Source organism: Paenibacillus sp. 7516 (assembly GCF_002272715.1).
Lineage (GTDB): Bacteria > Bacillota > Bacilli > Paenibacillales > Paenibacillaceae > Paenibacillus > Paenibacillus illinoisensis_A.
Genome location: NZ_NPBI01000009.1, coordinates 307,278 through 333,749, shown reverse-complemented (window position 1 = coordinate 333,749; position 26,472 = coordinate 307,278). Strand labels below are relative to the sequence as shown.

Here is a 26,472-nt window from a genome sequence, read left to right as displayed (position 1 = left end):
AAGCAAGGTTAGAGTCATGTGGGGGGTAAAGCTTAACAATGTCAACACGTCTATACAAAGGAAAATCACGTAACAAAAACAACAGAATCTTACCTTATCTGGCAGTTCTATTGTCCGTCTCTACTCTTACTGTTTCTGGTACCGTCGGGGCGGCTGCGGGAACCGGGACCACAAATGACTTACAGCAAGCCTCGTCTTGGGCGAGACAGGCCATTGAGATCGTTACAGAACAACAGATGTTCCCAGGTATGCAGGATGGATTGTTTCATCCGGGAGGGAGTCTTACACGCGGTGATCTGGCGTATATATTGGTTCGCATGGCGGATTTGGATCAGGAGTCTGAAGTTCAGAATTCATCCGAAGCTTTCAAGGATCTGAATTCAGGGACGGATTACCTTGCTTTTATTGAATTGATAAGCTCAACAGGAATCATGAAGGGCTATCCTGATGGCACATTTCGTCCGGACGGATTGGTCACCAGGGAACAACTCGCAGTGACTCTGATGCGTTTGATTCATTTTAGAGGATTTACTGAAGCAGGTGGTAACTCCATGCTATCTTTCAAGGATGCTTCCAGCATCAGTCCATGGGCTGCAGAGAGCGTGAAGCAGGCAGTTGGACTGGGTTTGTTAAAGGGCGAGAATGGCCAGTTTGCTCCGAAACGTCCTACGACAAGACAAGAGATGGCTGTGATTGCTTTGCGTGGAAGCGACGCGATCAAGACGCTTGAAGAATCATCGGAACTGGATGATGCAGCATCAGATTCTCATTCGGATAAGCCAGATCAAGTGACGGAAGTTGAGGGGACGACTACAGGTAGTGGAGTTACAGGGAATTCTGGTGGAAACGCAACGAATGGGAGTGGAAACAATTCCGGCAGTGGAATTGGAAATGCAGGAGGAGGCAGCGGATCAACGCCAACCAATCCAACCAATCCAACCAATCCAACCAATCCAGAGACTCCTTCCAACCCAGAACCTGAGAATCAAGCCCCAGTGGTGATCAACGAGGGGTTACCCGATCAGGAGCTTATTCTGGATCATGCGTCTCTGGAGTTTCAGGTTTCCTCTTACTTCAGCGATCCGGATGGAGGAGCCCTGCAATTTAGTATTATAGATGGAGATGAAACGGTTGTTTCTACTGTGGTTGATGGTCAGACAATCAAGCTTACACCCGTGGCAGAAGGAGAAGTTGTACTGACAGTCAAGGCTGTCGATAACCAGGGTGCCAGTGTTACTGCACAGCTCAAGATCACGGTCCTTGCGAATACGATCAGCAGGCAATTCCCTGATCCTCATCTGGCGGGAGCCATAGCCTATTGGCTCGAGAAGGATGTGAATGATCCGTTAACCAAGCAGGAACTGGTAGAAGCACTAGTACAGACGGACGGAGGACTGTATGCACGAGACGCGGGCATCTCTGACCTGACAGGATATGAAATTTTCAAAGGCATGAACGTTACGGAAATTGACCTATCCGGGAACAACATCAGTCGTGTGAATGCTGAAGGATTTACACAGTTGAAGAAGCTGAATTTATACAGCAATCAACTTACAGAGGTCCATGTATCGGGACTTTCAAACCTTGAGGAACTGGTATTGTCCTACAATCAGATGACATCACTTGATGTAAGTGGCCTGAGTTCCCTTCAAATGTTGGACATTGGCGATAACCAACTGAATCATTTCCCAACCGGAGTTGCTGACCTACTTTTACTCCAAAACTTAAATATCCGTTATAATTCCATTATGCTCAGAGACGAGCCTGACTTTACTTTGCATATGGGGCTGCTTGAACGTTTACCGATGTACGATTTCGATGATGCTGCACCAGTTCTGGTGGAGGCCCCCGCTGGGAATACCGTTTATGTTGGTGACGAAGAGACCGAGATCGATTTGGCATACATGTTTGAAGATGAAGATGATGATCGTTCAACACTGATTCTCACAGCAGAGTCACCGGACTCGCATCTAGCTGAAGTCAGAATGGAAGGACAGAAGCTCTACGTCAGAGCTCTTGCATCAAGTGAAACCCCGATTCAAATCCACGTGCAGGCTAGAGACGTGCTGGGCAGAATGGACACAGGATACGTAGAGGTCATGCTTAAAACGAAAGAAGAATTGCTCTAAAATTAGTGGCTTTTACATTCAAGCAATCAAATAATATCAGGTGTTGCGCATCTCCTCTGGAGGTGCGTTTTTTTATGCTGCATGCACTCCAATAATGTTAGAATATTCAAGGAATGTATAGGAATGATTCCGTTTATAACGGCGAGAGTGAAAGGGAGGAGAATGAACAATGTCCGAAGGTACGTTGAATCCAAGTAATGCAGAAGAATCAGCCTATGTTCGTAATCAACTGATTGCATTTAATGCCGCTCATCTGAGCGAGAATCTGAAGCATCGGTATGAGGATTGAATTTTAATATCAAAAACGAGGCAGGGGATATCGTTGCCGGCGTCCTCAGCACGCTGTGCTGGAACTGGTTGGAACTCGATATCCTCTGGGTAGATGAGAAGCAGCGGCACCAAGGCTATGGTTCCCAATTGCTGCTCGAGATTGAACGTATTGCACGTGAGAAAAGCTGTGATTTTATTATGCTGAATACATTTTCGTTCCAGGCACCGGGCTTCTATGAGAAGCATGGATACCAATTGATGACAACCATTGAGAACGCGCCAACTGGGCACAGTCATTATTACTTTAAGAAGGATCTAACGTAGGGTAAGATATAGGGTACGGAACAACATGATAGGAATTTAGGAGGATCGATCTATGGTTACAATCAAAGCTATTGAACTTCAGGATTTGCCGGCCTTAAGCAAATTGTACAATGAGTTGATGGGGACCCCCACTAATGAGGAGCAGATGCAGAAAATGTTTAAGTACATACAGCAAAATGATCATTATCATGTGCTTGGTGCATTTTACAATGGCGAGCTGGCCGGATCTGTTATGGGGATCGAATGCATGGATCTCGTGGGACAATGCAAGCCCTTCATGGTTGTGGAGAATGTGATCGTATCTGATCAGGTGCGGAGACAGGGAATCGGTCAGAAGCTGATGCTCCAGATTGAACGGATTGCGAGAGACCTCGGGTGCGCGTACATGATTCTGGTATCTGGAGATCAGCGCAAGGAAGCACATCTTTTCTATGAAAAGCTTGGATTCAAGGATGAGAAGGTTCAAGGGTATCGGAAGCATTTGAAATGAGTATTTTCCATCAGTAATTGTACCGGGGAAAATAATAGTGAAACCTCTCGGGCAGTTAATGCTTCTTGTACAGGAGCGTGTCTTTGTTGCACGAGAGGGGAAATCCGATGTGTTACAATCATGGGCTTGCTTTGTGTCCCTGTTTTCTCTTTCGCAAGCGTCCGACGATGTATAGCGTTAATGGAAAAATAAGGAAGTTAATTGGCAGCACAAACCGAATCCAGATGACTTCCAGCAGGATTTTGGAGGAAGGATCAATCCTGACTATAGTTATGGCCAAAACCCCAATGATAAACGCGGCAACCCACAGCCACTTTTTCCACCCAGAGGTTCGACCAATCCATTGGGCTGAGCCATAACTGGCGATGAACAGGTAGACGGATTGCTTAATGAAGACACTGATCACCCAAATGGATACCATGATGATTTCCAGACTCTGAATAAATTCCATCAGATAGACAAGCTTGACCATTTCAAAAAAAGGATAATGGATTCGTGCGGCCAATTCTGCTCCAAAGGTCATGATGACCCACACAGCCCCCACAATCAGAAACGTTGTCGATAAGAAGACCGCGCTCAGTATACTTTTGGATAGCTGTCGCTGTTTATCTGTCTTACCGGAAAAAGAGGTGAAAGAGATTAGCATCATGATTAGAGAGACTTCGCCGAGCAAGGAGGTTGGTGTCAGAGACCCTCTCATAATCGGCAACATGCCTGAATCCGAATAGATCGGCATCAGGGCATGGACCCGAAGATTATGAGAAGTCAAAATAATGGTGAACACGAGAATGATCAATAGAATGGGGCCCCAAAGTTCACTTAAGCGTCCAATGGTCTCAATTCCACCTTTGTAGACAGCATAGACCACAACAGCAAGCATTGTCAGGACGATCAGATAGTCCGGTGTTTTGGGCAACAGGCTGAGCCGGACAAAAGTATACTCCTCCCTGAGCATAACTGCGACCACCCAATACCACTGGGCAAGATAGAAAAGGCCTACAACTTTTCCTAATCCTTTGCCAAGGATCGTGGTGGTGAATTCCATCAGTGTTTGATCCGGATATAGCAGGCTGACCTTGATACATATCCACCCAATGAACAGACTGACCAGACCGGCCAGGATCATTGATATCCAGACATCCTGCTTGCTGCTCTGGATTGCAAAGTTAATGGAGAGCAGCAGGTTCATGCCGATCTCGATAGACATGATAAGCCAGAACAATTGACGGTTACTGATCTGCATTTTATTCTTCTCCTTTGTATACATCCGGCAGCAATGATTTTCCCGTCAATCCCGCTCCATCCACTTTGACATTCACTTTCACGGAAATATCTGCGGCTCGGAAAAGCGTATTCCAATCTCCGGCCATCTTTTTCCACTGCTGAGGATACTTGCGATGGATGATATCTCCGAGATCAAAAATATCTGTCTGAAACTCATCCTGAACCTTAGTCACGATATGTTCGATTTGCCGTTGAAGCTGCAAATTCAAGCGTGTCTCCACTTTTTTGATATTCTCGGGAATCGACAGATCTAAACTGGTATTGTTCTCGGGTATCTGCCCTTGAGCAGAGAGCTCGACGTTCAGCCGAATTGGATGAGTGTTAATCACCGGCGTGACTTTGGATTTGAAATTCCTGGCTCGCACTGCGACTGTGCTCTCCGGTCCGTCCATCTGCGCGATCAAATCCCGGTTACGAAGTTTGTTGACGATCCACAATCTTGCCCAGTATTCGTTGTAATTCAGGTACCCGGTCAGTTTCAGGGAACGGTCAAAGATAGCGGAACCAGCTGCTTCAAGTGTCGGCATAGGAGGGCTATCATTCTCATTCTTTTTTTTGGACTCGCCGGGCGGTAAAGCAATCTGCAGCACGGGCATGACCGATCCGCCGTAAGCATTACTCATGATAAAAAAATCAAGTAGAGAACGGCCTACCGGTGCACCAACTTTTTCCTGAATCTTGAGTACGGCAACAGAGGGGTTTTTCTCCAACTGATTGGACAACGACATAGCCTGCTGGGCTGTTCCTCCTTTGACCACGAAGATATTGGTCCTTAGACGCAACTCCGGGTTTCTGGCATATTCATCGACGATATGGCCGACACCCTTTTTGGCCAAGGATTCCCCAAGGAAAATATTGCGGCGATGGCTTGCAAACAAAACACGTGACATTTTTTTTTGAATGTTTTGTGCAGCGTCAATAACACTCCTGCCTCTCGCAGTCTGCAACATATATTCATTATTTCCTCCTTGAGCACCACCTGATTTGGTACTCATGGGCACCACAATGTTCGCTGTTGCCATGTAGCTCCCATCTTCGTTAAGGTCCATGCCCCAGCCAAGGATGATCGCCCTGTCATTCATTTCTTGCCGGTCCCAGCAGCCCGTAGTGATCACCAAAAGTACGAAAAGAAGCGGCATCATGGTATAAAATCGTACGCTGTTCATTTGGATCTACTCCTGCTCTCTTGGGTTTGGTCTGACTCCATATCGGGCGGAATGCTGGCAAGCAGCTGTTTTTTATTTTTCTTTTTCCATACCGGACCTCGGAATAGAACATCATTCAGATGGCGGGAAGATGATGGTGCAACAGGCGTCATGTACGGGACACCGAATGGCTTCAGCGAAACAAGGTGGACACTCAGCGCAATCAGAAACAATACAATCCCATAGAAACCCATAAAACCAGCGCAGACAAGCAGTGGGAAACGGAGCATCCGAAATGCAAATCCCAAATTGTACCTGGGAAAAGCAAAGGAGGCAATTCCGGTCGTAGCGACAATAATCACCATGGGTGCCGAAATAATGCCCGCCTCTACTGCAGCCTGACCGATTACCAAGGCACCTGCAATGCTGACCGCTGGACCGACTTGCTGAGGCAGCCTGATTCCCGCTTCACGCAGCCCTTCAAACACAAATTCCATGATGAGCGCTTCAAAAACGGCCGGTAATGGAACTCCTTCGCGGGCAGAGGCAACGCTAATCAATAGGGATGTTGGAATGACCTGAGGATGAAAGGTGGTCAGTGCGACATAGAGTGACGGAAGCAGCAGAGAAATGTGTACAAAAGTATAACGAATCCAGCGTACAAACGTCATGTATTGAAAACGTTCATGGTAGTCTTCGGCAGACTGAAGACCGGTCCAATAATTCATTGGAGCAATAAGTACAAACGGGTTGTTGTCCACAAGAATGGCAACCTTACCTTCTAGCAGACTCGCCGCTGTTACATCCGGGCGTTCGGTATTCTGCAGTTGTGGAAATGGGGAATAGGGATTATCCTCAATCAGCTCCTCAATATTAGCTGCCCCTCCCAAAGCCTGAATGTGGATCTGCTGGAGCCTCTTTCGAACGAGATGAAGCAGCTCATCCTGAACGATACCTTCAATATAACAGAGGACGACTTCCGTTCTAGTCAATTCACCTATGCTCATCGATTCCATCTTCAGCTGGCTGCTGTGAATTCTTTTGCGCAGAAGTGAAGTATTAACACGCAGAGTTTCAGTAAAGCCATCCCTGGGACCGCGCACGACCTTTTCTGAGGTAGGTTCCTCAATGCCTCGTTGAGCAGATTTGGAAAAATCCGCAAGAAGGCCTTGGCTTTCTCCCTCAATCAGAATCCCTGTTTGTCCAATCAGGATGCCATCCATCAGGTTGGTCAATGTTTGAGCCTGCTGAACCTTGCCTGCTGCTGCCAGTTTATCGCGTGTTAAGGTGCCCAAGTTCTTTTCTGCAGCAGCCTGAGCAAGTTCTCCCCCTGGAAGAAAAGGCTGGAGCAGCAGCTGATCGAGCAGTTCGGTGTCACACAAACCATCAATATAGATCAGGCAAGCGACTAGAGAGTTTTCAACAGTGATCGTGCGGAAAACGACATCAGAACAGTTTGTGAACGAATTTTGTAATCCCTGAAGGTTAGACTTCAGATTTGGTTGGATGAAATCAGGAGCAGCACTCCCTTGATCAGCTGTCTTCGTTTGAGGGCCTGCTGGTACAGGAAGGAACTCTTCTGATTTTTGTTTTTTTCTAAAAATAAATTGGAACATATGGTCAACACCTCTAAGTTAGGTATTTGCTGCTAATGGAGAAGCTATGCACAAGCGCAGTGGAAATTTGTGTTCAGTGGCAAACACTGGTGCATAAGAACCCCCTTGATGACCAGAAGGATTACTTAAGGAGCAAGGCGAATAAGGCATAGTCAACATGAAAACTTCATGGATCTGAGGGAGGCACTCTCGTGTTCAAAAAATGGGCTAATGTCTTGATGATTGTGAGTTTGATCTTCGCCGTATGTTCCCCAACATCCTACGCCGCTGCCAAAACGTTTAAGGTAACGGTGACGCTGGTCAGCGCCGAGCTGGTAGAGAACAACTCCGTCGGAAACGAATGGGCGATTGGCGCAAGCGTAAACGGCAAAAACCTGAAGGAAGGTTCATCGGTTACATTAAATCTGAAATCAACCGATACGCTGAAATTAAAAGTGGAAGCCGAAGAACAGGATAAGATTCCGGATATCGGAAGCAAGAGTGCTAATGTTAAGGTATCTTCATTCTCCAAATCAACGAATAAGACACTTTCCGTTGTTGTAAAGGAGAACAGAGGCCGTTATTCGGGTAACACGGCAACATGGGAGTTCAAATTCAAAATTAGCAAGAAGTGAGAACCGGTGAAATGGCAAGAAAAAAGAGAGCTTTCAGCTCTCTTTTTGTATTTATTCCTTATTATGTCCCTAGGACTCTGATGAGGAGGAGCGGATATATTGCGGTGGATGTACGTCGTCAATCATCAAAATGCCGTCATACTGATCACGCGGGACGAGGCTCTCAGGGATCATGCCCCAGCTGTATGCAAATCGTGGTTCGAACATCCAGGAGTTCCCATTCTCTCTGTTCTGGTACCGAAGATCCAGGAAGCTATAAGGTGTGTTCGTCGCAGACATAATACCTTCAATGGAACCGGGTGCTGCCGGCTCAACGGCATGAATTCCGCCGGTGTTATCGGCTGTTTGGCCACTTGATGCATACAATCCCAAAACATAACTGTATTTTTTCATTTCTTCCGAAAGTTTCTCCCCCATCATGGTTATGGGATAGGGCGAGCCCATGACTTCGCTCTGCGCCTTTCTGATGTGATCATTATGTCCCCATACTATAAATTTTTCGTTTGGATAAACTTCGGTTGCAAGCCACATGAGATTGTCATGCATCGCCTGATCACGCCACTCCATGGAATCTAGAAATGTCTCATATTTGCCTTCATTCATTTCAGCCGTAGCCCGGATGGAAAGATCGACATATTCCCTCGCGACGCGAATTCGATCACTGAGGCTTCGCTCTAGCAGCATGGAAAGCTTGGGCTGATCCGGGTATTCTTTTTGCAGATAGGCCTGGTTCGATTCGGACTTCAGGGATTGAATAACGTCTTGGTATACCTTGATGATTTTATTTTTCTCAGCTTGATAGGCTTTCAGATCCGTTCCAGTAGAGAAACTGGACAGTTTTTGTTCCGTGTGTGCGAGACGATTGGCAAGTTCTTTATCCTTCAGCCACTTACCATCCAACAACGGGAATTGCAGCTGCATGTCGAAACCGGTTAGAATGAGGGGCTGTTCGGTTTTTGTACTTGTTTTGAGGTAATCGAATAAGGGCATCATTTCCTTGGACCACCAGACGCCGAAAATGGCGTTTTTCATCGTTTGCTCCGGATGCTGCTGGTTGACCGTGGCATTAGCCAGCGACGTGTTGGAAAGACCGCTCTCAAATGCAAGAACGTTATATCCCATTTCCTGATGCAAAAACTGGATCAGTCGGGTCTTCGCCAGATTAAACTCGGCAACCCCATGAGAGCTTTCACCAAGGAATACAATTCGCTTGTCATGGAGCAGGGGTTTCAACATCTCGAGATCCGAGAAGGAATCGGTCTCCTGACCTGTCTTCACAGGCTGGATGCTCTCCAGTCGATATGCATGATCTTTAGCCCACTTGTTCCATTCTGCAATTTTCTCATCCGATGTTTTCGCAGTTTCCACCTGGGTTACCTGTCCATGAATGGTCTCCATAGTGGTTGATGAAGCTGCACCTGCATATCCGGTTGGGTAGAGCAGATTCACCAGTATGACTGTAGACAGTGCAAGCACTGCACCCGTTTTTCGTTTTCTGAAATAGCTCAAAATAACGCCTCCTCCATCTATAAATTAACATAATGATTCCGTAATGAACGTTCCGGCTTATGTCTGCTCATCGTCCCAGAACAGATCATTCAGTGTTCTGGAGAGTGCCTTGCATATGGCAATACATAAGCTGAGAGACGGATTATACTTGCCCAGTTCTATGAGACCAATGGTCTGCCTCGATACACCGACGATCCGTGCCAGATCATCCTGTGACAGATCTTTTTCTACCCTGGCGACTTTCAATCGTATATTTTTCATGCCCATTCACCCTTGTATCCTTTCTATGAATCACACTGATCTTTACTTGCGGCCTTTTGACTCGCCTTGTTTGCAAAGTGATGAACGATGACATTAAATCCCGCAAAGAGCGGAATGTAAAGCAGCAGTGAAAATATGAACACGAGGAAGAAATACCACCACTTCTCATGCGCCGTATCGGCAAACAAAACGGAGCTTCTTATGCCTAGGAACAAGGCCATCGAAATACCGATAATGAGACCCGTAATTACGTTTCGCTGGCTGTACGACATTTTGCTTGTCTGGTCGTGGACCTCAACTTCATCCGAATAAATGCCCAGCATGACGGACCGAACTCCGAAATAAATACTTCCTGCGAGAATGACGATCAATTCCGTCAACGTGGAATACGTTTCCCATTGGAAAAAACTTTTGACCAAGATGGAGATGCCGCATAGATACATAATTACTATGTAAGCTTCCTTGTACACCTTGTTTTTGAGATTGACGATACGCTCATCCTGATTGCCCTTTTTTTTGAACCATTTCATGATGACCCTCTCCTTTGTAGGAATTGAAAATGTGGGGAATATTTCCTATGGGCTTTATGATAATATTATTTGAGTCTTTTTGCAATATATATATGTCATTTTGTTTGATATAGGATGCATGAGTTGAATATGAAAACTTAAAATTGTTCCGATTACATACAGCGATCATTAGAAAGACCTGCCATCAGAGCAGCAATTTGTTCATTCAATAGGGATTGATGTACTGCCCATTTGGTATGGTTTTTGGTAATATATACAAAGTGTTTGATAAGACTGGAGGTCATACATAACATGAGAATCGTGGATAACATCAAAGTATGGGGGGAGCCGCTGGAGAATGCAGTGAATCAGGCAGTGACGTGTTCACAGCATGGAGATGTGCTTGGCGTTGCGCTGATGGCTGACCATCACAAAGGGTATTCGCAACCGATCGGAGGTGTTGTCGCCTACCGTAACATGATTAGTCCTTCTGGCGTTGGATACGATATTGCCTGCGGAAACAAGGCGGTTCGTACCAACCTCATGTGGGAGGATATCAAGGACCAGATTGCCGTTATTATGGATGATATCAATGCAAACGTATCGTTCGGTGTGGGTCGCAATAATCCAACACCGGTTGATCACGAGCTGTTTGATGATGCGAGTTGGAAGCTGTTCGATTCGATTGAACCTGGACTGCAGCACAAATTAAAAACGCTCGCACGCAACCAGCTTGGTACGGTAGGCAGCGGCAATCACTTTGTGGATATTTTCGTAGAGGAATCAACGGGTAAAGTATGGGTTGCGAATCATTTCGGCAGTCGCGGGTTTGGTCATAAAATCGCGAGTGGTTTCCTTAATCTGGCTGCAGGTCGTGAGTTCAGCGGGAAAGCGCCTGGAGAATCCATGGATCAGCCACCAACGTTGTTTAACTTGAACAGCGAAATGGGCGAGATGTATTGGGACGGAATGACACTCGCAGGCCGGTATGCCTATGCAGGACGAGATTATGTTATAGAACAGGTCCTTGGTATTCTTGGAGCGAGTGCGGAATACTCGGTGCATAACCATCATAACTTTGCCTGGAAAGAACAGCATATGGGCGAAGATGTGGTCGTCGTCCGTAAGGGAGCCACCCCGCTGGCACCCGGACAGCTTGGTTTTGTCGGAGGCAGCATGGGAGATATCTCGGTGATTGTCGAGGGTATCCACAGTGAGGAGAATACGGAATCCTACCGCAGCACGGTGCATGGGGCTGGACGGATCATGAGTCGTACCCAGGCTGCCGGGAAAATGAACTACAAGCTGCGCACTCGCATGGGCGGGGAGATCAGTGAAGAACAGATGCGTGCGGCCATTCGTGCGTATGGCGTGGAGCTGAGGGGGGCAGGTACAGACGAAAGCCCGTTTGTGTATAAAAAGCTTCAGGACGTCCTGAATGCTCATGCAAACACGCTAAAAATCAATCATGTGCTGCGCCCTGTTGGCGTTGCCATGGCTGGTGGCAATGAATTTGATCCATATAAGGACTAGTGAACTAGGTTCTGTCCCGGGAGTACTTGTTTAATTATGAATTACTCGAATTTAATAGAAGAAGGTGAGCACCATGAGAAACTGCGCATTATACAGCTCCCAGTTTGACCTGGATCAGCTGTTTGAACTAATTCAATCCATCTATCCACAGGATAAGATCATACGCAAGGAAGACAAGACGCATATTCAGGTTATCCGCAAAAAGTGGCTCAGCAAGAAAACCAAGGGCTTCAATATCATGACCAGTCAGACACACCCACAAGAATTCACTTCGATGATTCAGGGTATGATGGGGTTCATGAGTCAGATTGAAGGACGTAATCCGGCAGTGCAGGAAAAAGTGCTGATCAAATGCTCGACCCTGAACATGGTCATTGGCATTGAGACCGAAGAAGACATATCAGAGGAGTTCTTCCAGGAATTATTGAAGCTTGCTCAAGGGCTGGATGCGGTTATTTTTTGGGGAGGCGGCTCCCTGCTGGACGCACAAGGACAGCTGTTGCTGGACGTGAATGGGGAATCGGAGGTAGAGGATTACCAAGTGACGGCGCACACCAGTCTTTTGGATGATGTCAGACCACCGTCCGAGTCAGGTACTCGCCGCAAGGAAAATTCCGAGTCCATTATGGCAGCGCAGGGGATTCCATTTAATGTGCATTTACCCGCAAGGGCTGGAGATGAGCATACAACGATCCGAAGTGTGGAAGAAGTGGCACAACGAGGGGTAGCCTTATGTATCGCAGCACTCAAGGGTGAATGCCTTGGTGCAGGAGAAAGTGCAGAGGACACCGCAGCACTCGTTCAGGAAGTCATCGACAAGTACGATGCAGCCTCATTTTTCTCTCCAGCGGAGAAACGATTTATTGAGCAGTATGGAGCGCAGCAGCAGGAAGTCATCACCTTTTCGTGGGGATACGAAGCCTATCATGTCATGCTGTGGGCGCTTGGTTATGTCGATGAGCTGGGAGCTCCAGTAGAGCTATGTAACGTTGGACAGGCTGTAGGTTATTTGCAGCAAAAGGACAGCTTCGAGGACTTCCTCGCGGGTGCATCCCTGCGGAGCAAAAGTGAAATTCTCGATGCGGCCGACCTGATCTACCGTTACAACTGGGTATGTGTGAACAGCCGGATTAATGAGCAAACACCTCCCGCGGGGTTGAATGGAGGCGTGGCTTACGAACGCCACCGTGCTCTGAATTGGCTCATTTGTTATATGGATCAGGAATGGGATGACGTTCGGACAGATACGTAATAAGCATAGGACTATGATATGTAGGCATGATCTCAAAATCCCCCAGCCAGTTAAACACTGGCGTGGGGGATTTTTTGTCGTTTGCGTGGTTTATCCGCTATGCCGGCTATATTGCTCCCGAATGAGGACATCAGCCATAATCAGCTTTTTCTCCACATTACTTTCGGGGTTTATAATGCGCCACAACATCTGGTCCACTGCACGTGCACCGATTAATTCCTTGTTCACATTGACCGTGGCAAGCACGGGAATATTGTCGTACGTGTTATCAAAACCGGTGACAACACATTGTTCAGGTACGCTGATCCCCATGCTCTCCAGTGCTTCAATGGTGTAGAGGGCGAAAAAGTCATTGGCACATACAAATACCTCTGGCAAGTTCGCTTCATGGAGCACTGAAGTAAACGTTTGCCGGAAATCATCCACCGCAGGACTGCACAATTCAGGTATCTGATTCATCTCTATTCCGTTACCCGTAAGTACAGAGCTGTATGCAATCCAACGTTCATAAAAGCTATGGGCGTCACTGGTGTTCCCGACAAATTGGAAGCTTTTGAATCCCTTACGAAGGAGATATAGCATAATTTCACGCATGGAAGCAAAGTTGTCCGTAAAAATGCTGTCACTGTGGAAGACTGGGTCGAGATGATCCACCATAACAACAGGGATTCCCAGACGTTTGATTTCTAGCAAAATAGGTGTTGAAATCGAACCGACTGTAATAATGCCCCGAATGGCATCGGGATTCAGCAGTGTAAATAATTGATCTGCAGAAGGCTCCGTCAGAGTGAGGATATTAAACCCTTTCTGGTTCAGTCTGGATGATATCCCGTTAAAGATAGGACCCCAGTAGACAGATTCTTGGTTTTGATAACGGACATTGGGAAACAGAATGAGGATCGTTCCGCTCCACCGTATGTTTTGAGGGTCGTGAAGTTCATTGCTGTTGTTCATATCGCCAGATAACAGGCTGTTATCTTTGAAATATCCAAGTTTGCCAGCGGCCTTGAGGATGATATCACGTGTCTGGTCGCTCACACCGGATTTACCCGAGAGCGCACGTGAAACCGCAAATTTTGACAGACCCGTAAAATGTGCAATTTCCTGAATTGTTACCTTCGTCTTCATCATACCATCCTTACATTCTTAGTTCTGCCGTATTCTTGACCATGTAGCATGAAACTGATTCCAGTATATCATGATATATTTCCTCTAATCTAATAACGGATACAGAATAAAAAATGTTAGTGGTTCTATCGTTGTGAGTTGGACCTGAAATAGGAATGATGAAGTTTGGTGAGAGAAAAGATCGGAATATGTCACTCGTTATTATCCTTTTGTTATTTATATAAAATAACAAATTTTAACGAAGTTGAAATCGCCAAGCCAAAGATTAGGACAGAGAAAATATTTCTAGTATGCTTATTATCAGCGTTTTTATGGGTTATATCAGCATATTATCAGATAAATTAGAAAATGTTAACAATAAAATGTTGACGCTTACATTTTGCTATGTTAAATTTTGTTTGTTCAAACCAAACGTTGAAATAACAAATGGTGGTGGTGTTCTGATTTTATTAGGTGAGTGAGTGCTAGCGATTTAACATGACCATTTCAGGCATACACATTCGGGGAGGTTGTAAAAATCATGATTAGAAAATGGAACGTTCTGCCGTTGATGTTACTGGCTGTGATCCTTTTTGTATCCGCTTGCAGTGGAGGTGGAACAGCGCAAAATGGCACGAATCCAGAGGGGACCGCCAATTCGGGCACGACGACCGAAACTGCCGGAACAGAGACAGAAACCGGGGCAGAAGAGGTGGCAGCTAATGTACCGGATCTCGGTGGACGTGTCATCAAGGTTGCTGCCTGGTGGGATCTGACGCCAGCGGGCGAGACCGCATCGGATAAGGCCCGTCTCGATAAGATTGCTGAAGTCGAAAAAAAATATAACGTGAAAATCGAGTTTGTCAATGTTCCATTCGAAGAATACATGAATAAATTCACCACGACTGCGCTGGCTGGCGAGCCATTCGCAGACATCGTCCAGATGGAATACAAGTCCGCTCTTCCCGCGATCCTCAAAGGGCAGCTGCTGCCGATCTCCGAATTCACCACAGCCGAGAACAACATTAATCAGGAAGCTAACCTGATTACCAAATATCCGGCTATCGCTGGTGATTACTACTCATTCGATAATCCAATCAGCATCGGTCTGGGACTTCACTATAACCGCGACCTGTTCAAAAAAATGTCGCTGCCTGATCCACAGGAGCTCTATAACCAAGGCGAGTGGAATTGGGATAAATTCATGGAACTGGCCAAACAGGCAACGAAAGATACGGATAACGACGGCAAAATTGACGTATACGGATTCTCCGGTTGGCCGATTGACGTGCTTCGTCACTTCACCGCTGCCAATGGCGGCACGATCGTAGATGACGAAAATGCAAAAGAAGGATTGTCCGATCCCAAAACCATTGAAGCTGCCGAATTCGTTAAACGTCTGTATAACGTGGAGAATGTCGTGAAGGTCAAAACGGGGGACAAAACCAACTGGGAGGAAAGCAATACATTCAAGGATGGAGACGTTGCCTTATTCACTGCCGCTGAATGGCAGCTGGGCGATATCACCTTTGCCGCTGGTGTAGTTCCCATTCCAAACGGACCTCAGGGCAGCAAGGATGTGACGTACGCCAACAACGCAGCCTCAGCGAAATTCATTCCCAAAGGTGTAGAAGATCCTAAGATTGTCTACCAGATTTATGAAGAGACCTATGATATCCCGCAGATTGAAGAGTACCCGGGTCAGGATTACCTGGAGAGCCGCTATACCGACGAGAAGGACATTGCCATGATTCGTGAGCATATTGCCGGTACAGGACGTATCTTGCTCGATGATGCCTACGCAGGGTATCCCATCGGAGATTATGTGAACGACATCATCAAAAACAACGCGTCCGTTACAGCGACAGCTGAGAAATATAAGGCTCAGGCACAAGCTGCAGTTGATAAACTTGGCAAGCAATAACACCAGCAAGTGATTCAGAGAGGGGGTTTCCAGTGCCTGTAATCATGCACGAAACCCCGTTTTTCTGAATTCCAACCAGGGTGTTGCTGGCATCAGCCTTGATGAGGAGGACTCGTAGAATGGCTGGAATTCTACAACGAAACCGATGGATCCTGCCTACTGTACTCGTAGCGGCTGCAGCCGGCATTTTGCTGTATTTCGCTTCCGGTACGGATGTGAAGAGTGCGGATGTCCCGCCTGGCAGTCTGCCCACTATTGAGGTGGATGCAATCTTGCAGCAGACGAGGCAGAAGAAGGGATACGAACAATATGTAATCCAAGCAGGTGAAGCATTGCGGCCAAAGGTGGATATCACCATTGAAGTGGGGGACTACATACGAGCTGAGGGTGAAGAGGTCCGCAAACTGATCGATTATGAAGGCAAGGAAGGGGTTTCCTTGTATACCGGCGAGACAGGAGAGGTCGATTGGGTTGTCGATGTGCCGGAAACCGGAATGTATAATCTCTCGGCAGTTTATTTTCCTGTAGAAGGCAAAAGTTCCGCGATTGAGCGTGCGCTATATATTGACGGTGAACTTCCATTTGCGGAAGCGGCTTATTTGCAATTTGACCGGGTATGGGGCAGTGAGAAAGAAGCCGTCCAACAGGATAATCAGGGGAATGATCTTCGTCCGAAGCAGGTGGAAAAACCCCGCTGGATGGAAGAGACGTTCCAGGATTCAGATGGATACGAACAGGCACCATTCAAGTTTTTTCTTGAAAAAGGGGAACACACCCTAACGCTGAAATCTACGCGTGAACCGATGGTCATTCGATCCTTGCGGCTCTTCAATGAGAAGAATGCCCTTCCTTATGCGGAAACCGCAGGGGCACAGCAGACGGATTCTTCCGGACAGCCAAAAGATGTACTCATTCGGATTGAAGGAGAAGCGGAGATTGCCAAATCCTCACCAACGTTGTACCCGACCAGCGAAAGATCAAGTTCAGCGGTATTCCCTTATAGTGCTTCCCAAGTGCGCGTCAATACGATTGGTGGCTACAACTGGCGTCTGCCGGGACAGTGGATTGAGTGGGAGGTCGATGTGCCGGAGAGTGGACTTTATCATATCGGCTTTACTGCACAGCAGAATTTCGTCAAAGGCATCTATTCCACGCGCAAATTAACCATTGATGGTAAGGTCCCATTTGCCGAGATGGCAAAAGCACCTTTCCGTTATCAAAGTGACTATCGCGTGGATGTGATGGGCGGGAAGGAACCCTACAAGTTTCAGCTGGAAAAAGGCAAACATGTCATACGGCTGGAGAACAGCCTTGGTGACTTCGCTCCGTTGATCCGCAATGTAGAGGATAGTCTCTATAACCTGAACTCCATGTACCGGAGAATTCTGATGATCACAGGCACCAAGCCGGATGAATTCCGGGATTACCGGGTGGAGAAGCAGATTCCGAACCTGCTGGAGGTATTTGCCGGGGAGAGTAAACGACTCAAGGACGTGGCAGCACAGCTTCGCCTTCTGTCTGGCCAGTCCAGTGATCAGGAGGCATTGATCAAGACGATGGCGCAGCAGCTGGACGAGATGATTGACAAGCCGGATACCATTCCAAGACGGCTTGCAGCTTACAAAACCAATACGGGTGGTCTCGGTACCTGGGTGCAGCAGGCACGGGAGCAGCCGCTTGAAATTGACGCCCTGTATGTCACGTCCATCGACAGCAGCATCCCTCATAAAGGTATGGGAGCGCTGGCAAAGGTTGGTCATGAAGCGAAGACATTCTATCATTCGTTCTTCATTGACTATAACCAAATCGGCAATGTTGCCACTTCGGAAGACCAGCGTACCGTGACGGTTTGGATCGGCAGTGGGCGTGACCAGGCCAATACGATGAAGGCAATGATTGATGAAACCTTTACGCCGGAGAGCGGCATTAATGTCAATCTGAAGCTCGTCAACATGGGGACGTTATTGCCGGCTACCTTGTCTGGTGAAGGACCGGATGTAGCGATGCAGATCGGCAATGATCTGCCGGTAAACTTTGCTATGAGGAACTCGGCGGTGGATCTGACGAAGTTCGCTGACTATTCCTCGGTGGAACAGGAGTTCAGGGAAAGTGCCATCATCCCCTATGTCTATGATTCAGGTGTGTATGCCCTACCGGAAACACAGACTTTTAATATGCTCTTTTACCGGAAAGACGTGCTCGCAGAACTGGGACTTGAAGTCCCTCAAACGTGGGAAGACGTCGAGAGCCTGCTGGCTATTTTGAGCAAAAACCACATGGAATTCGGCATGCCGGTTGTAACTCAGGCCAATATGCAGGGTGTCAACATTCCGCCCAATTCGCAGTACGCAACCATGCTTCTACAGAATGGGGGATCCTTCTATCGCAACGATGGCAAGGAATCCGATCTGGATTCCCGTATTGGGATCGAGACATTCAAGCAGTGGACAGAGTTCTATACCGATTACAAGCTGGAGCGGGAATATGACTTTGCCAACCGCTTCAGAACAGGGCAGATGCCGATCGGCTTGACGGATTACACGATGTATAACCAGCTATCCGTATTTGCACCGGAGATTCGCGGACTATGGGGCTTCGTTCCTGTCCCGGGTACGGTACAGGCGGATGGCACATTGAATCGGGATGTGCCCGGCGGAGGTAGTGCAGTCATGATGCTGGAGAGCGCCAAGGATCAAGAGGCCGCGTGGGAGTTCATGAAATGGTGGACCAGCACGCCGGTACAGGCTGAATTCGGCCGCGAGATGGAAGGACTGATGGGCGCTGCTGCGCGTTATCCCACGGCCAACATCAAGGCGCTTGATTCATTGCCGTGGCCAGCTGAGGATTATGCCAATCTTAAGGCACAATTCGAAACGGTGAAGGGAATTCCCGAAGTGCCAGGGGGTTATTTTACCGGGCGCCATCTGTTCAATGCCTTTTACAAAACGGTGGTTGGTCAAGTGGAAGCCAGAGAATCCATTATGGACTACACCCAGTATATTCAGGACGAGATTCGGGTCAAACGTAATGAATTTGGTCTTCCGTAAGCAGAGGGAGGGTTAACAGTGTCACAAATATCACTCCGAGACGGTCAACACAGTCCTCCTGAGAAGGCTTCAAGGATGGGCATGAAATCATGGTGGAGCTGGAAGCTCCAGGAGATGAAAGCCAGCAAGCATTCCTACGTCCTGCTGGCTCCCTACATGATTCTGTTCACCATGTTTACCGTGATCCCGGTTGTTATCTCAATCATACTCAGCTTTACCTATTTCAACATGCTGGAGTTTCCGCGTTTTATTGGCTGGCAGAACTATACTCGACTGTTTTTGGAGGATGACGTATTCCTGATTGCCATCAAGAATACGCTGTTGTTTGCCATTATTACCGGACCTATCAGTTATATTGCCTGCTTCGTGTTTGCCTGGATCATTAATGAATTGACGCCCAAATGGAGGGCATTCATGACGTTGATCTTCTACGCGCCATCCATTTCCGGGAATGTCTACTTTATCTGGTTGATGATCTTCTCGGGCGATCGCTACGGTATTGCCAATGGATTATTGATCCGATGGGGCTTCCTGCTGGAGCCGATTCAGTGGCTGAAGACGGAGGCGTACATCATGCCTATCCTTATACTTGTGCAGCTGTGGCTGAGCTTGGGTACAGGGTTTCTGGCATTCATCGCCGGGTTGCAGACGGTTGATCGGACGTTATATGAAGCAGGTGCGGTAGACGGGGTCAAAAATCGCTGGCAGGAGCTCTGGTATATTACATTGCCTTCCATGCGGCCGCAGCTGATGTTCGGTGCAGTCATTCAACTGACAACCTCGTTTGCTGTGGCGGATGTCTCCATCGCACTGGCTGGGTTTCCAAGCGTGAACTATGCGGCAGAGACGGTGGTCACTCACCTGATCGACTTTGGTACAACACGGTTTGAGATGGGTTACGCTTCGGCGATTGCAACCGTACTTTTCATGATTATGGTAGGCACCAACTTACTGGTACAGAAATTGCTGCGAAGGGTGGGAGAATAGCTATGGCTGCAATTGCGACAGGAAAAAAGCGGGTGAATCGCTCGTTATCCGGCAGTCTCTCCCTGTTTGCCCTTTTGCTCGTATTTGGTGCCTTCATGGTGCTGCCGCTGATTTATGCCATCAACAATGCGTTCAAACCATTGGATGAGATTTTCACCTTTCCGCCAACGCTGTTTGTCAAAAATCCCACGCTCAGCAACTTTACGGATCTGCTGAATCTGCTGAGTGACTCGTGGGTACCGTTCTCACGTTATATTTTCAACACAGTATTTATTACAGGCATCGGTATTGTGGGTCATGTGCTCTTGGCTTCTGCAGCAGCTTATCCACTTGCCAAGCATAAATTTCCGGGGAAAGTGTTCATGTTCCAGGTGGTTGTGCTGTCGCTTATGTTCACACCTGCTGTAACGGCCATTCCCAATTATATGATCATGTCTTGGCTCGGCTGGATCGACACGTATTGGGCCGTTATTATTCCGGCATTCGCCTATTCACTTGGTCTGTATCTGATGAAACAGTTCATGGAGCAGATCCCGGATGCCCTGCTGGAAGCAGCGAAGATTGATGGTGCGAGTGAATACCGGATCTTCTGGTCCATCGTGATGCCGAACGTGAAGCCGGCCTGGCTGACCTTGATCATCCTGCTGTTCCAGATGTTATGGGGCAGTGACGGCAATGGCTACATTTACAGCGAGCAGCTCAAGACACTGCACTACGCAGCAGGCCAGATCATTCAAGGCGGAATATCCCGGGCAGGAGCAGGTGCTGCGGTGGCACTTATTCTGATGAGTGTGCCGATTACACTGTTTATTTTCTCGCAGAGCCGCATTATTGAGACGATGGCGAGCTCGGGCATGAAGGATTGAGGGGGAGCGATATGGCACGCACAGTGAAAAGATGGCTTGTTCTCCTGGCGGCAGTATCCCTGCTGCTGGCGAATACCGTGCCTGCGGCGGCTTCTTCGGCGCCGTATGAGAGTTACAACTACAACTCCTGGAGAGAAGCCGTTCCTTCCCCGGATGCCTATCTGCCCAAGCGAACCATCTCGGGCAGCGATTTGGGCATCGGGGAGTTTAAGGATCCCGGTGATGTGAATGTATCTCCATCCGGTCAGATCTATATTTTGGATAGCGGCAACAGCCGGATTGTTATATTGGACGCAGAGTATAAGCTTCTTCGGGTCATGGACGGGTTCACGAGAGAAGGCGCCAAGGAAACTTTCAATGCTCCCGGTGGACTGTTTGTGGATGAAGAGGAGCGAATCTACGTTGCAGATACAGGGAACAGTCGGGTCGTGATCCTGGATGCGGAGGGACAATTGGATCATATTATCAAGGCGCCCGAGTCGGATGTTCTGGCGACGAATTTTCAATTCCAGCCGCTGAAGTTGACGGTTGACCAGGTGGGCCGGGTTTATGTAGTAGCTCAAGGCGTTTACGAAGGAATTATGCAGTTTGACGAGACGGGGAAGTTCATCGGATACGTCGGCACCAATAAGGTGGAGCGGGACTACGGCGAATATATCTGGCGCATGTTCTCCACCAAGGCCCAGCGGGCACAGATGGTTCTGTTTGTACCGACCGAGTTTTCGAGCGTGGATATTGATCATAAAGGATTTGTCTACGCAACCAACATCGATCCTGGTTCGAATGAGCCGATCAAACGACTCAATCCGTCCGGAGAAGATGTGCTGAAGCGGTTTGGTTATTTTGACGTCAAGGGGGATATCCGGTTCCGCAACAATACAGGGCCATCCAAGCTTATTGATGTGAAAGTGCTGGGCAACGGCATGTACAGTGTGCTGGACGCGACACAGAATCGGGTGTTCACTTACGACGACGAGGGTCATCTGCTCTACATCTATGGTGGCAAAGGAAATCAGGTAGGCACGCTCAAAACACCCGTTGCGATTGAGCAATCCGGCGATCACCAACTGGTTCTTGACCGGGGGAAGAGCAATCTGGTGGTCTATGAGCCGACTCGGTTTGGAACCCATGTGAATGAGGCGGTTGCCCTTCATTATCAGGGTGAGGATACGGAAGCTGTACATATCTGGCAAGAAGTACTGAAGCTGAATGCCAATTATGATATTGCCTATATCGGGATTGGCAAATCCTTGCTCATGGAGAAGAAAAATAAGGAGGCTCTCGGTTACTTCGAGCTTGGGATGGACCGTAAAAGTTATTCGGTGGCGTTCAAAAGATATCGGCGGGAGATGATGAAAGAACATTTCGGCACGTTCCTGACCGCAGGTATTGCCCTGATTTTCATTCTGATCCTGGCCCGGGTGGCGGTTAAATGGAGACGGAGGAGGCAGATTGACCGTGAAGCAGGATTACATTAAGTTTCCGCTGCATCTCATTTTTCACCCTATCGATGCATACTGGGACCTCAAGTCGGATAACCGGGGCCGGATGCTTGTTGCTTTTTTGTCACTCGCGCTGACCATCATCATGATGACTTTGCAAAAGCAATACGCGGGATTTCTCGTCAATTTTACTGATCCTCGCACCATCAACAGTATTGTGGAGATCGCGACGGTTGCGGTGCCGTTCTTTCTATGGTGCATTGCCAACTGGTCGGTGACGACGCTGATGGAAGGGGAAGGCAAGTTTAGAGAGATCTTTCTGGCGACAGGATACTCGCTCATTCCGGTTATTCTGATTTATGCTCCGATGATTGTGATAAGCCGGTTCATGGTGCAGGAGGAGACTGCTTTTTATTATCTGTTTAATAGCATCGCATTCTTCTGGTTTCTGCTGCTCCTGTTCATTGGCACGATGACGTTGCACCAATATACGGTGTTCAAAACGATCATTACGATGCTGCTGACGCTCATTGTGATGGGGATTATCGTTTTCCTTGGAGCGCTCGTGTTCAGTATGCTGCAGCAATTATATGAATTCGGTTATAACATATACCGCGAGTTGATTTTTCGGACCTAAAGGAGGCGGCATCCGTGATCAAAAGGCAACGATTATATACGGTGCTGGCCAGTGGCACAGCTGTGATTCTGATGACAGCCGGACTGCTGTATATCAACAACAGGGGAGTACCCGCTGTAGAAGTAGCGGCTTATCTGGAAGCAACAACGGAGGCGATACCAGCCGAAACGGATTCACTGAAGTATCTTACGGATACCTCACAGGGAGTGCCAGGCATGCAATTGGTCGCTGAGGATCAGGGCTTGGCGCTTTATTATAACGAGGAGACGACCGAGATCGCCGTGCGCGACGGGGCTAGCGGGGAGATCTGGTACAGCAATCCGAAAGAACGCGCCCAAGATGGTCTGGCTTCGGCTTACGAGAAGGAAGTTTTGTCGTCCCAACTAAATATCAATTTCCGGGATGCGATAGGTACACTGGAGAACTTTCCGAATTTCAGCACCAGTATTACCAACAAACAATTTGTTGCTGCCAATGTGGACGGGGGAATCCGAATTACCTATACACTTGGAGATACCTCGCTCGGTATCGATGCATTGCCCAGATTGATTAGCAAACAGCGCCTGGAGGAGAAGGTTCTTTCGAAACTGGATGCCACCGCCGCAAGGTATGCTTCTGCCCGTTACTATCCAACCAAGAACAACCCGGATGTTCTGGAAAGGCTGGATGGACAGATCTCGAAGCAGCTTGTCCTGAACAAGATGCTGGATGCCTTTAAGACAGCAGGTTACACGGCAGACGATCTTGCTTATGACAATCAGGAAAATGGGGTTGAAGGTGGTGGTGCATCGGATAAGCCCAGCTTCGTCATCCCGATGGAATATCGGTTGGATCAAGGCTCGCTGGTGGTGACCGTACCTCTGAGTCAAGTGGAAGAGAGTGGTCAATATCGTATTCGTAACATGGATTTGCTCGCATACTTCGGTGCCGCGGATACCAAAGGACAAGGGTATATGTTCGTGCCGGACGGGTCAGGCAGCTTGATCCATCTGAATAACGGAAAGGTCAAGGAAGAGCAATATGTACAGCGTGTATACGGTGCAGACCCGAACGACAATTCGCTCAGTCGGCCCCAGGTTAGCGAATCAGCACATATGCCTGTATTTGGCCTGAAGAACGGGGAGCATGCCTGGTTTGCCGTGATTGAAAAAGGAGACGGAATGGCCAGCATCTCTGCCGATATCGGAGGCAGGCAGAACAGCTACAACCATGTACATGCGACCTTCTCCCTGCGTGGGGAGGATGAACTGGAGATGTATACCTCGCAGAAAATGCAGGAGATTCAACTGCTGAGTGAAGAGCCTTTTCGCGGAGATATCCAGGTCCGATATCATTTCCTGCATGGAGAAGATGCCAGTTATTCCGGTATGGCTCGCCTGTATCAGCAGCAGTTGGTAGATGGGGATGTGCTGAAGCCGCTGGCAGAACAGGCGGAGCTGCCGTTCTATGTGAGTGTACTCGGTGCAGTCGACCAAAAAGCCTCATTTCTGGGTGTGCCTTATCGGACCACACTAGCCATGACGACGTATGAACAGGCTGCCGACATGGCAGCAACGTTACAGCAGGAAGGTGTGAGCCGTGTACAGATGCGGTATCAGGGCTGGTTCGGTGGCGGGTTTAGCCACCATACACCGACCCAAGTGAAGCTGGATCGTGAGGTAGGCAGTCGTTCTGAGCTGCAGGGGCTGTCTACCCAATTGCAGCAGTCTGGTGGAGCGCTATTCCCTGATGTGGCATTCCAGCGGATCTATCATGATGACTGGCGTTTTGCGCCGTCTTCCGATGCGGCCAGGTTTGTAACCAAGGAGACCGCAGAATTGTATCCTTACAGTCCTGCGCTCAACCGAATGGATCAGAGCAAGGACAGCTATTATCTGCTCTCGGCTGCGAAGCTTCCATATGTGATCAGCGAATTTTCCGGGAACATTACAAAACTGGAGCTCGGCGGATTGTCACTCCGTGATCTCGGGCAGGTTCTGACTTCCGATTATCGGGATAGCCGTGTCATTCACCGCGAGACGGCCAAGAACATTGTGAAGGAGCAGCTTGGCAAGCTGCAGCAGGAGTATCCGAGCATAATGTTATCATCGGCTAATGCCTATGCATGGGGATTTGCGGAGCATGTAGTGGATGTGCCTCAAGGCTCCAGTTGGTTCAACATTACTGATGAGGAAGTTCCTTTTTATGAAATGGTCATTCATGGTTATATGAACTACGCAGCATCTCCCATGAATACATCAGGAGATCAGGATCTGCGCAAGCAGCTGCTGCGAAGTCTTGAGCTTGGTGCAGCGCCGCATTTCCAATGGACACATGAACCATCATCCAGGCTGAAGTTGACGAATTATGATTCGGCTTATGCTACCGCGTACGAAGACTGGATAGATGATGCCGTTGCACTGTACAAGGAAGCAAATGAGGTGTTGAAAGGATTGGGGAATCAGCAGATGACCGGGCATGAACGAATTCAGGAAGGCGTGGTCCAGGTCACGTACAGCGGCGGTACGAGTATCCTTGTAAACTACACTGACGATCGGGTGACTGTAGACGGAGTGTCGGTTGGCAAAATGGACTATGCCGTGGAAGGAGTGAGCCAATGAGAACCCTGCGTTTATCATTGAAATCACGGAGAGCGCTGCTCGGTCTTGCGTTTATCTCGCCATGGCTGCTCGGTTTCATCTTCCTTTTTGCCACGCCGCTCCTGCAATCGATTCGGTTCAGCTTCAGCAATTTGTCAGTGGCTCCAGGAGGATACGTTCTTGACTTTGTCGGACTGAAAAATTTTAAGGATGCACTTCTCGTGGATGCTACCTTTAACCGGATTCTGATTGATTCGGTTGGGGCCATGCTGCTGAATGTGCCCATGATATTGTTTTTCAGCCTTTTTACGGCGACCTTACTCAATCAGAAATTCAAGGGCAGAACCATGGCGCGGGCGATCTTCTTCCTGCCCGTTATTCTGGCCTCCAGTGCGGTAGCGGCAGCCGAATCTGCAGGTCTGATCAATCTGATGGGTGACGCCAGTGCCGTTGAATCGACGGCTGATGGAGGCGCTTCGTTTAACGTGGTTTCCATCGTGCGAATGCTGGCTGATGTTGGACTGCCGATGGCCTATGTGGATTACATCGTGGAAGCCATCATGCGAATTTACGAGATCATTAGCCGCTCAGGCGTTCAGATTCTGATCTTTCTCGCGGCCCTGCAGTCCGTACCCGGTTCCATGTATGAAGTAGCCAAAATCGAAGGGGCAACAGCCTATGAATCATTTTGGAAAATTACATTTCCAATGGTCAGTCCGCTGATATTGACGAATGTCATTTACACGATCATTGATTCATTCGCCGGAAGTCCGGTCACACAAGCCATCTACCAAACGGCATTTAAGACCCAGAATTTTGACCTGAGCTCGGCGATGTCCTGGCTGTATACGCTGGTGATCGGCCTTGTGCTGCTCGTTGTTGGCTGGGTATTGTCACGGCGGGTGCATTACAACTGACGGATAATGTAAAAGGAGGGCTACTAGACT

General features: G+C 48.2%; 21 protein-coding genes. 14 read left to right on the top strand and 7 right to left on the bottom strand.

Features of this window, described 5'->3' with window-relative positions; all coding sequences use genetic code 11:
• The first annotated feature begins 38 nt into the window (after window positions 1-38).
• The 3 genes from CHI14_RS10640 to CHI14_RS10630 all read left to right on the top strand — a co-directional run bounded on the left by CHI14_RS10640 (window position 39) and on the right by CHI14_RS10630 (window position 3,213).
• Entirely contained in the window at window positions 39-2,129 is a 2,091-nt protein-coding gene (locus tag CHI14_RS10640; RefSeq protein ID WP_095288400.1) for an S-layer homology domain-containing protein, read from the top strand.
• A gap of 285 nt (window positions 2,130-2,414) precedes the next feature.
• Complete coding sequence (locus tag CHI14_RS10635) at window positions 2,415-2,723, top strand: GNAT family N-acetyltransferase (protein WP_481856400.1); 309 nt, start codon at window positions 2,415-2,417, stop codon at window positions 2,721-2,723.
• 52 nt (window positions 2,724-2,775) lie between these two features.
• Window positions 2,776-3,213 carry a GNAT family N-acetyltransferase gene (locus CHI14_RS10630; protein WP_095288399.1) on the top strand — a complete coding sequence of 146 codons (438 nt, stop codon included), beginning with the start codon at window positions 2,776-2,778 and terminating at the stop codon, window positions 3,211-3,213.
• Window positions 3,214-3,331: 118 nt separating this feature from the next.
• On the opposite strand, the gene CHI14_RS10625 is transcribed toward CHI14_RS10630, so the two are convergent.
• From CHI14_RS10625 to CHI14_RS10615, 3 genes are read right to left on the bottom strand one after another with little or no spacing between them, the layout of a single operon-like run.
• A complete protein-coding gene (locus CHI14_RS10625; protein ID WP_170948084.1) occupies window positions 3,332-4,456 on the bottom strand; it encodes a GerAB/ArcD/ProY family transporter in 1,125 nt (374 codons plus the stop codon).
• Window position 4,457: 1 nt separating this feature from the next.
• On the bottom strand, window positions 4,458-5,663 hold the full coding sequence (locus CHI14_RS10620) for a Ger(x)C family spore germination protein (protein ID WP_095288397.1): 1,206 nt from the start codon (window positions 5,661-5,663) through the stop codon (window positions 4,458-4,460).
• Window positions 5,660-7,258 (bottom strand): spore germination protein, encoded by a 1,599-nt coding sequence (locus CHI14_RS10615; RefSeq protein ID WP_095288396.1) that lies wholly within the window; start codon window positions 7,256-7,258, stop codon window positions 5,660-5,662. The genes CHI14_RS10620 and CHI14_RS10615 overlap by 4 nt, the downstream gene beginning before the upstream one ends.
• Window positions 7,259-7,449: 191 nt before the next feature.
• Here CHI14_RS10615 and CHI14_RS10610 point away from each other — a divergent pair, with 191 nt between their 5' ends.
• Complete coding sequence (locus CHI14_RS10610) at window positions 7,450-7,872, top strand: hypothetical protein (protein WP_249281058.1); 423 nt, start codon at window positions 7,450-7,452, stop codon at window positions 7,870-7,872.
• 69 nt (window positions 7,873-7,941) lie between these two features.
• On the opposite strand, the gene CHI14_RS10605 is transcribed toward CHI14_RS10610, so the two are convergent.
• The 3 genes from CHI14_RS10605 to CHI14_RS10595 are packed head-to-tail and all read right to left on the bottom strand — an operon-like array spanning window position 7,942 to window position 10,172.
• A complete protein-coding gene (locus CHI14_RS10605; RefSeq protein WP_349290364.1) occupies window positions 7,942-9,381 on the bottom strand; it encodes an erythromycin esterase family protein in 1,440 nt (479 codons plus the stop codon).
• A gap of 57 nt (window positions 9,382-9,438) precedes the next feature.
• A complete protein-coding gene (locus tag CHI14_RS10600; RefSeq protein WP_095288443.1) occupies window positions 9,439-9,642 on the bottom strand; it encodes a helix-turn-helix transcriptional regulator in 204 nt (67 codons plus the stop codon).
• A gap of 23 nt (window positions 9,643-9,665) precedes the next feature.
• On the bottom strand, window positions 9,666-10,172 hold the full coding sequence (locus CHI14_RS10595; RefSeq protein WP_095288395.1) for a DUF6773 family protein: 507 nt from the start codon (window positions 10,170-10,172) through the stop codon (window positions 9,666-9,668).
• Window positions 10,173-10,463: 291 nt separating this feature from the next.
• On the opposite strand from CHI14_RS10595, the gene CHI14_RS10590 reads away from it, so the two are divergent.
• Together CHI14_RS10590 and CHI14_RS10585 are read left to right on the top strand one after the other, a co-directional pair.
• Window positions 10,464-11,684, top strand: coding sequence for an RtcB family protein (locus CHI14_RS10590; RefSeq protein WP_095288394.1), 1,221 nt, complete (start codon window positions 10,464-10,466; stop codon window positions 11,682-11,684).
• Between the two features lie 73 nt (window positions 11,685-11,757).
• Window positions 11,758-12,936 (top strand): DUF4272 domain-containing protein, encoded by a 1,179-nt coding sequence (locus CHI14_RS10585; RefSeq protein WP_095288393.1) that lies wholly within the window; start codon window positions 11,758-11,760, stop codon window positions 12,934-12,936.
• A 90-nt stretch (window positions 12,937-13,026) separates the two neighbouring features.
• On the opposite strand, the gene CHI14_RS10580 is transcribed toward CHI14_RS10585, so the two are convergent.
• Window positions 13,027-14,064 (bottom strand): LacI family DNA-binding transcriptional regulator, encoded by a 1,038-nt coding sequence (locus CHI14_RS10580; RefSeq protein ID WP_095288392.1) that lies wholly within the window; start codon window positions 14,062-14,064, stop codon window positions 13,027-13,029.
• A 520-nt stretch (window positions 14,065-14,584) separates the two neighbouring features.
• Between CHI14_RS10580 and CHI14_RS10575 the strand changes: the two genes are divergently transcribed.
• The 8 genes from CHI14_RS10575 (at window position 14,585) to CHI14_RS10540 (ending at window position 26,442) form a co-directional block, all read left to right on the top strand.
• The gene (locus CHI14_RS10575; RefSeq protein ID WP_481856399.1) at window positions 14,585-15,967 is read left to right on the top strand and encodes an ABC transporter substrate-binding protein; all 1,383 of its coding nucleotides are present in this window, start codon (window positions 14,585-14,587) and stop codon (window positions 15,965-15,967) included.
• 119 nt (window positions 15,968-16,086) lie between these two features.
• Window positions 16,087-19,014: an extracellular solute-binding protein gene (locus tag CHI14_RS10570; RefSeq protein ID WP_095288391.1), complete on the top strand. Its 2,928-nt coding sequence runs from the start codon at window positions 16,087-16,089 to the stop codon at window positions 19,012-19,014.
• 75 nt (window positions 19,015-19,089) lie between these two features.
• A complete protein-coding gene (locus CHI14_RS10565) occupies window positions 19,090-20,001 on the top strand; it encodes a carbohydrate ABC transporter permease (RefSeq protein WP_095288390.1) in 912 nt (303 codons plus the stop codon).
• A 2-nt stretch (window positions 20,002-20,003) separates the two neighbouring features.
• Window positions 20,004-20,867, top strand: a complete 864-nt coding sequence (locus CHI14_RS10560) for a carbohydrate ABC transporter permease (RefSeq protein WP_095288389.1) — start codon at window positions 20,004-20,006, stop codon at window positions 20,865-20,867.
• A gap of 11 nt (window positions 20,868-20,878) precedes the next feature.
• Window positions 20,879-22,345 (top strand): NHL repeat-containing protein, encoded by a 1,467-nt coding sequence (locus CHI14_RS10555; protein ID WP_095288388.1) that lies wholly within the window; start codon window positions 20,879-20,881, stop codon window positions 22,343-22,345.
• Entirely contained in the window at window positions 22,326-22,946 is a 621-nt protein-coding gene (locus CHI14_RS10550; protein WP_095288387.1) for a YIP1 family protein, read from the top strand. Before CHI14_RS10555 ends, CHI14_RS10550 begins: the two co-directional genes overlap by 20 nt.
• Window positions 22,947-22,960: 14 nt before the next feature.
• Window positions 22,961-25,546, top strand: a complete 2,586-nt coding sequence (locus CHI14_RS10545; protein ID WP_095288386.1) for a DUF5696 domain-containing protein — start codon at window positions 22,961-22,963, stop codon at window positions 25,544-25,546.
• Window positions 25,543-26,442 (top strand): carbohydrate ABC transporter permease, encoded by a 900-nt coding sequence (locus CHI14_RS10540; RefSeq protein ID WP_095288385.1) that lies wholly within the window; start codon window positions 25,543-25,545, stop codon window positions 26,440-26,442. The genes CHI14_RS10545 and CHI14_RS10540 overlap by 4 nt, the downstream gene beginning before the upstream one ends.
• The last annotated feature ends 30 nt before the right edge of the window (window positions 26,443-26,472 follow it).

Coding starts and splice junctions, on each gene's coding strand:
- CHI14_RS10640 (WP_095288400.1), top strand. CDS start 39: ATGTCAACACGTCTATACAAAGGAAAATCACGTAACAAAAACAACAGA.
- CHI14_RS10630 (WP_095288399.1), top strand. CDS start 2,776: ATGGTTACAATCAAAGCTATTGAACTTCAGGATTTGCCGGCCTTAAGC.
- CHI14_RS10625 (WP_170948084.1), bottom strand. CDS start 4,456: ATGCAGATCAGTAACCGTCAATTGTTCTGGCTTATCATGTCTATCGAG.
- CHI14_RS10620 (WP_095288397.1), bottom strand. CDS start 5,663: ATGAACAGCGTACGATTTTATACCATGATGCCGCTTCTTTTCGTACTT.
- CHI14_RS10615 (WP_095288396.1), bottom strand. CDS start 7,258: ATGTTCCAATTTATTTTTAGAAAAAAACAAAAATCAGAAGAGTTCCTT.
- CHI14_RS10600 (WP_095288443.1), bottom strand. CDS start 9,642: ATGAAAAATATACGATTGAAAGTCGCCAGGGTAGAAAAAGATCTGTCA.
- CHI14_RS10595 (WP_095288395.1), bottom strand. CDS start 10,172: ATGAAATGGTTCAAAAAAAAGGGCAATCAGGATGAGCGTATCGTCAAT.
- CHI14_RS10590 (WP_095288394.1), top strand. CDS start 10,464: ATGAGAATCGTGGATAACATCAAAGTATGGGGGGAGCCGCTGGAGAAT.
- CHI14_RS10585 (WP_095288393.1), top strand. CDS start 11,758: ATGAGAAACTGCGCATTATACAGCTCCCAGTTTGACCTGGATCAGCTG.
- CHI14_RS10580 (WP_095288392.1), bottom strand. CDS start 14,064: ATGAAGACGAAGGTAACAATTCAGGAAATTGCACATTTTACGGGTCTG.
- CHI14_RS10575 (WP_481856399.1), top strand. CDS start 14,585: ATGATTAGAAAATGGAACGTTCTGCCGTTGATGTTACTGGCTGTGATC.
- CHI14_RS10570 (WP_095288391.1), top strand. CDS start 16,087: ATGGCTGGAATTCTACAACGAAACCGATGGATCCTGCCTACTGTACTC.
- CHI14_RS10565 (WP_095288390.1), top strand. CDS start 19,090: ATGGGCATGAAATCATGGTGGAGCTGGAAGCTCCAGGAGATGAAAGCC.
- CHI14_RS10560 (WP_095288389.1), top strand. CDS start 20,004: ATGGCTGCAATTGCGACAGGAAAAAAGCGGGTGAATCGCTCGTTATCC.
- CHI14_RS10555 (WP_095288388.1), top strand. CDS start 20,879: ATGGCACGCACAGTGAAAAGATGGCTTGTTCTCCTGGCGGCAGTATCC.
- CHI14_RS10540 (WP_095288385.1), top strand. CDS start 25,543: ATGAGAACCCTGCGTTTATCATTGAAATCACGGAGAGCGCTGCTCGGT.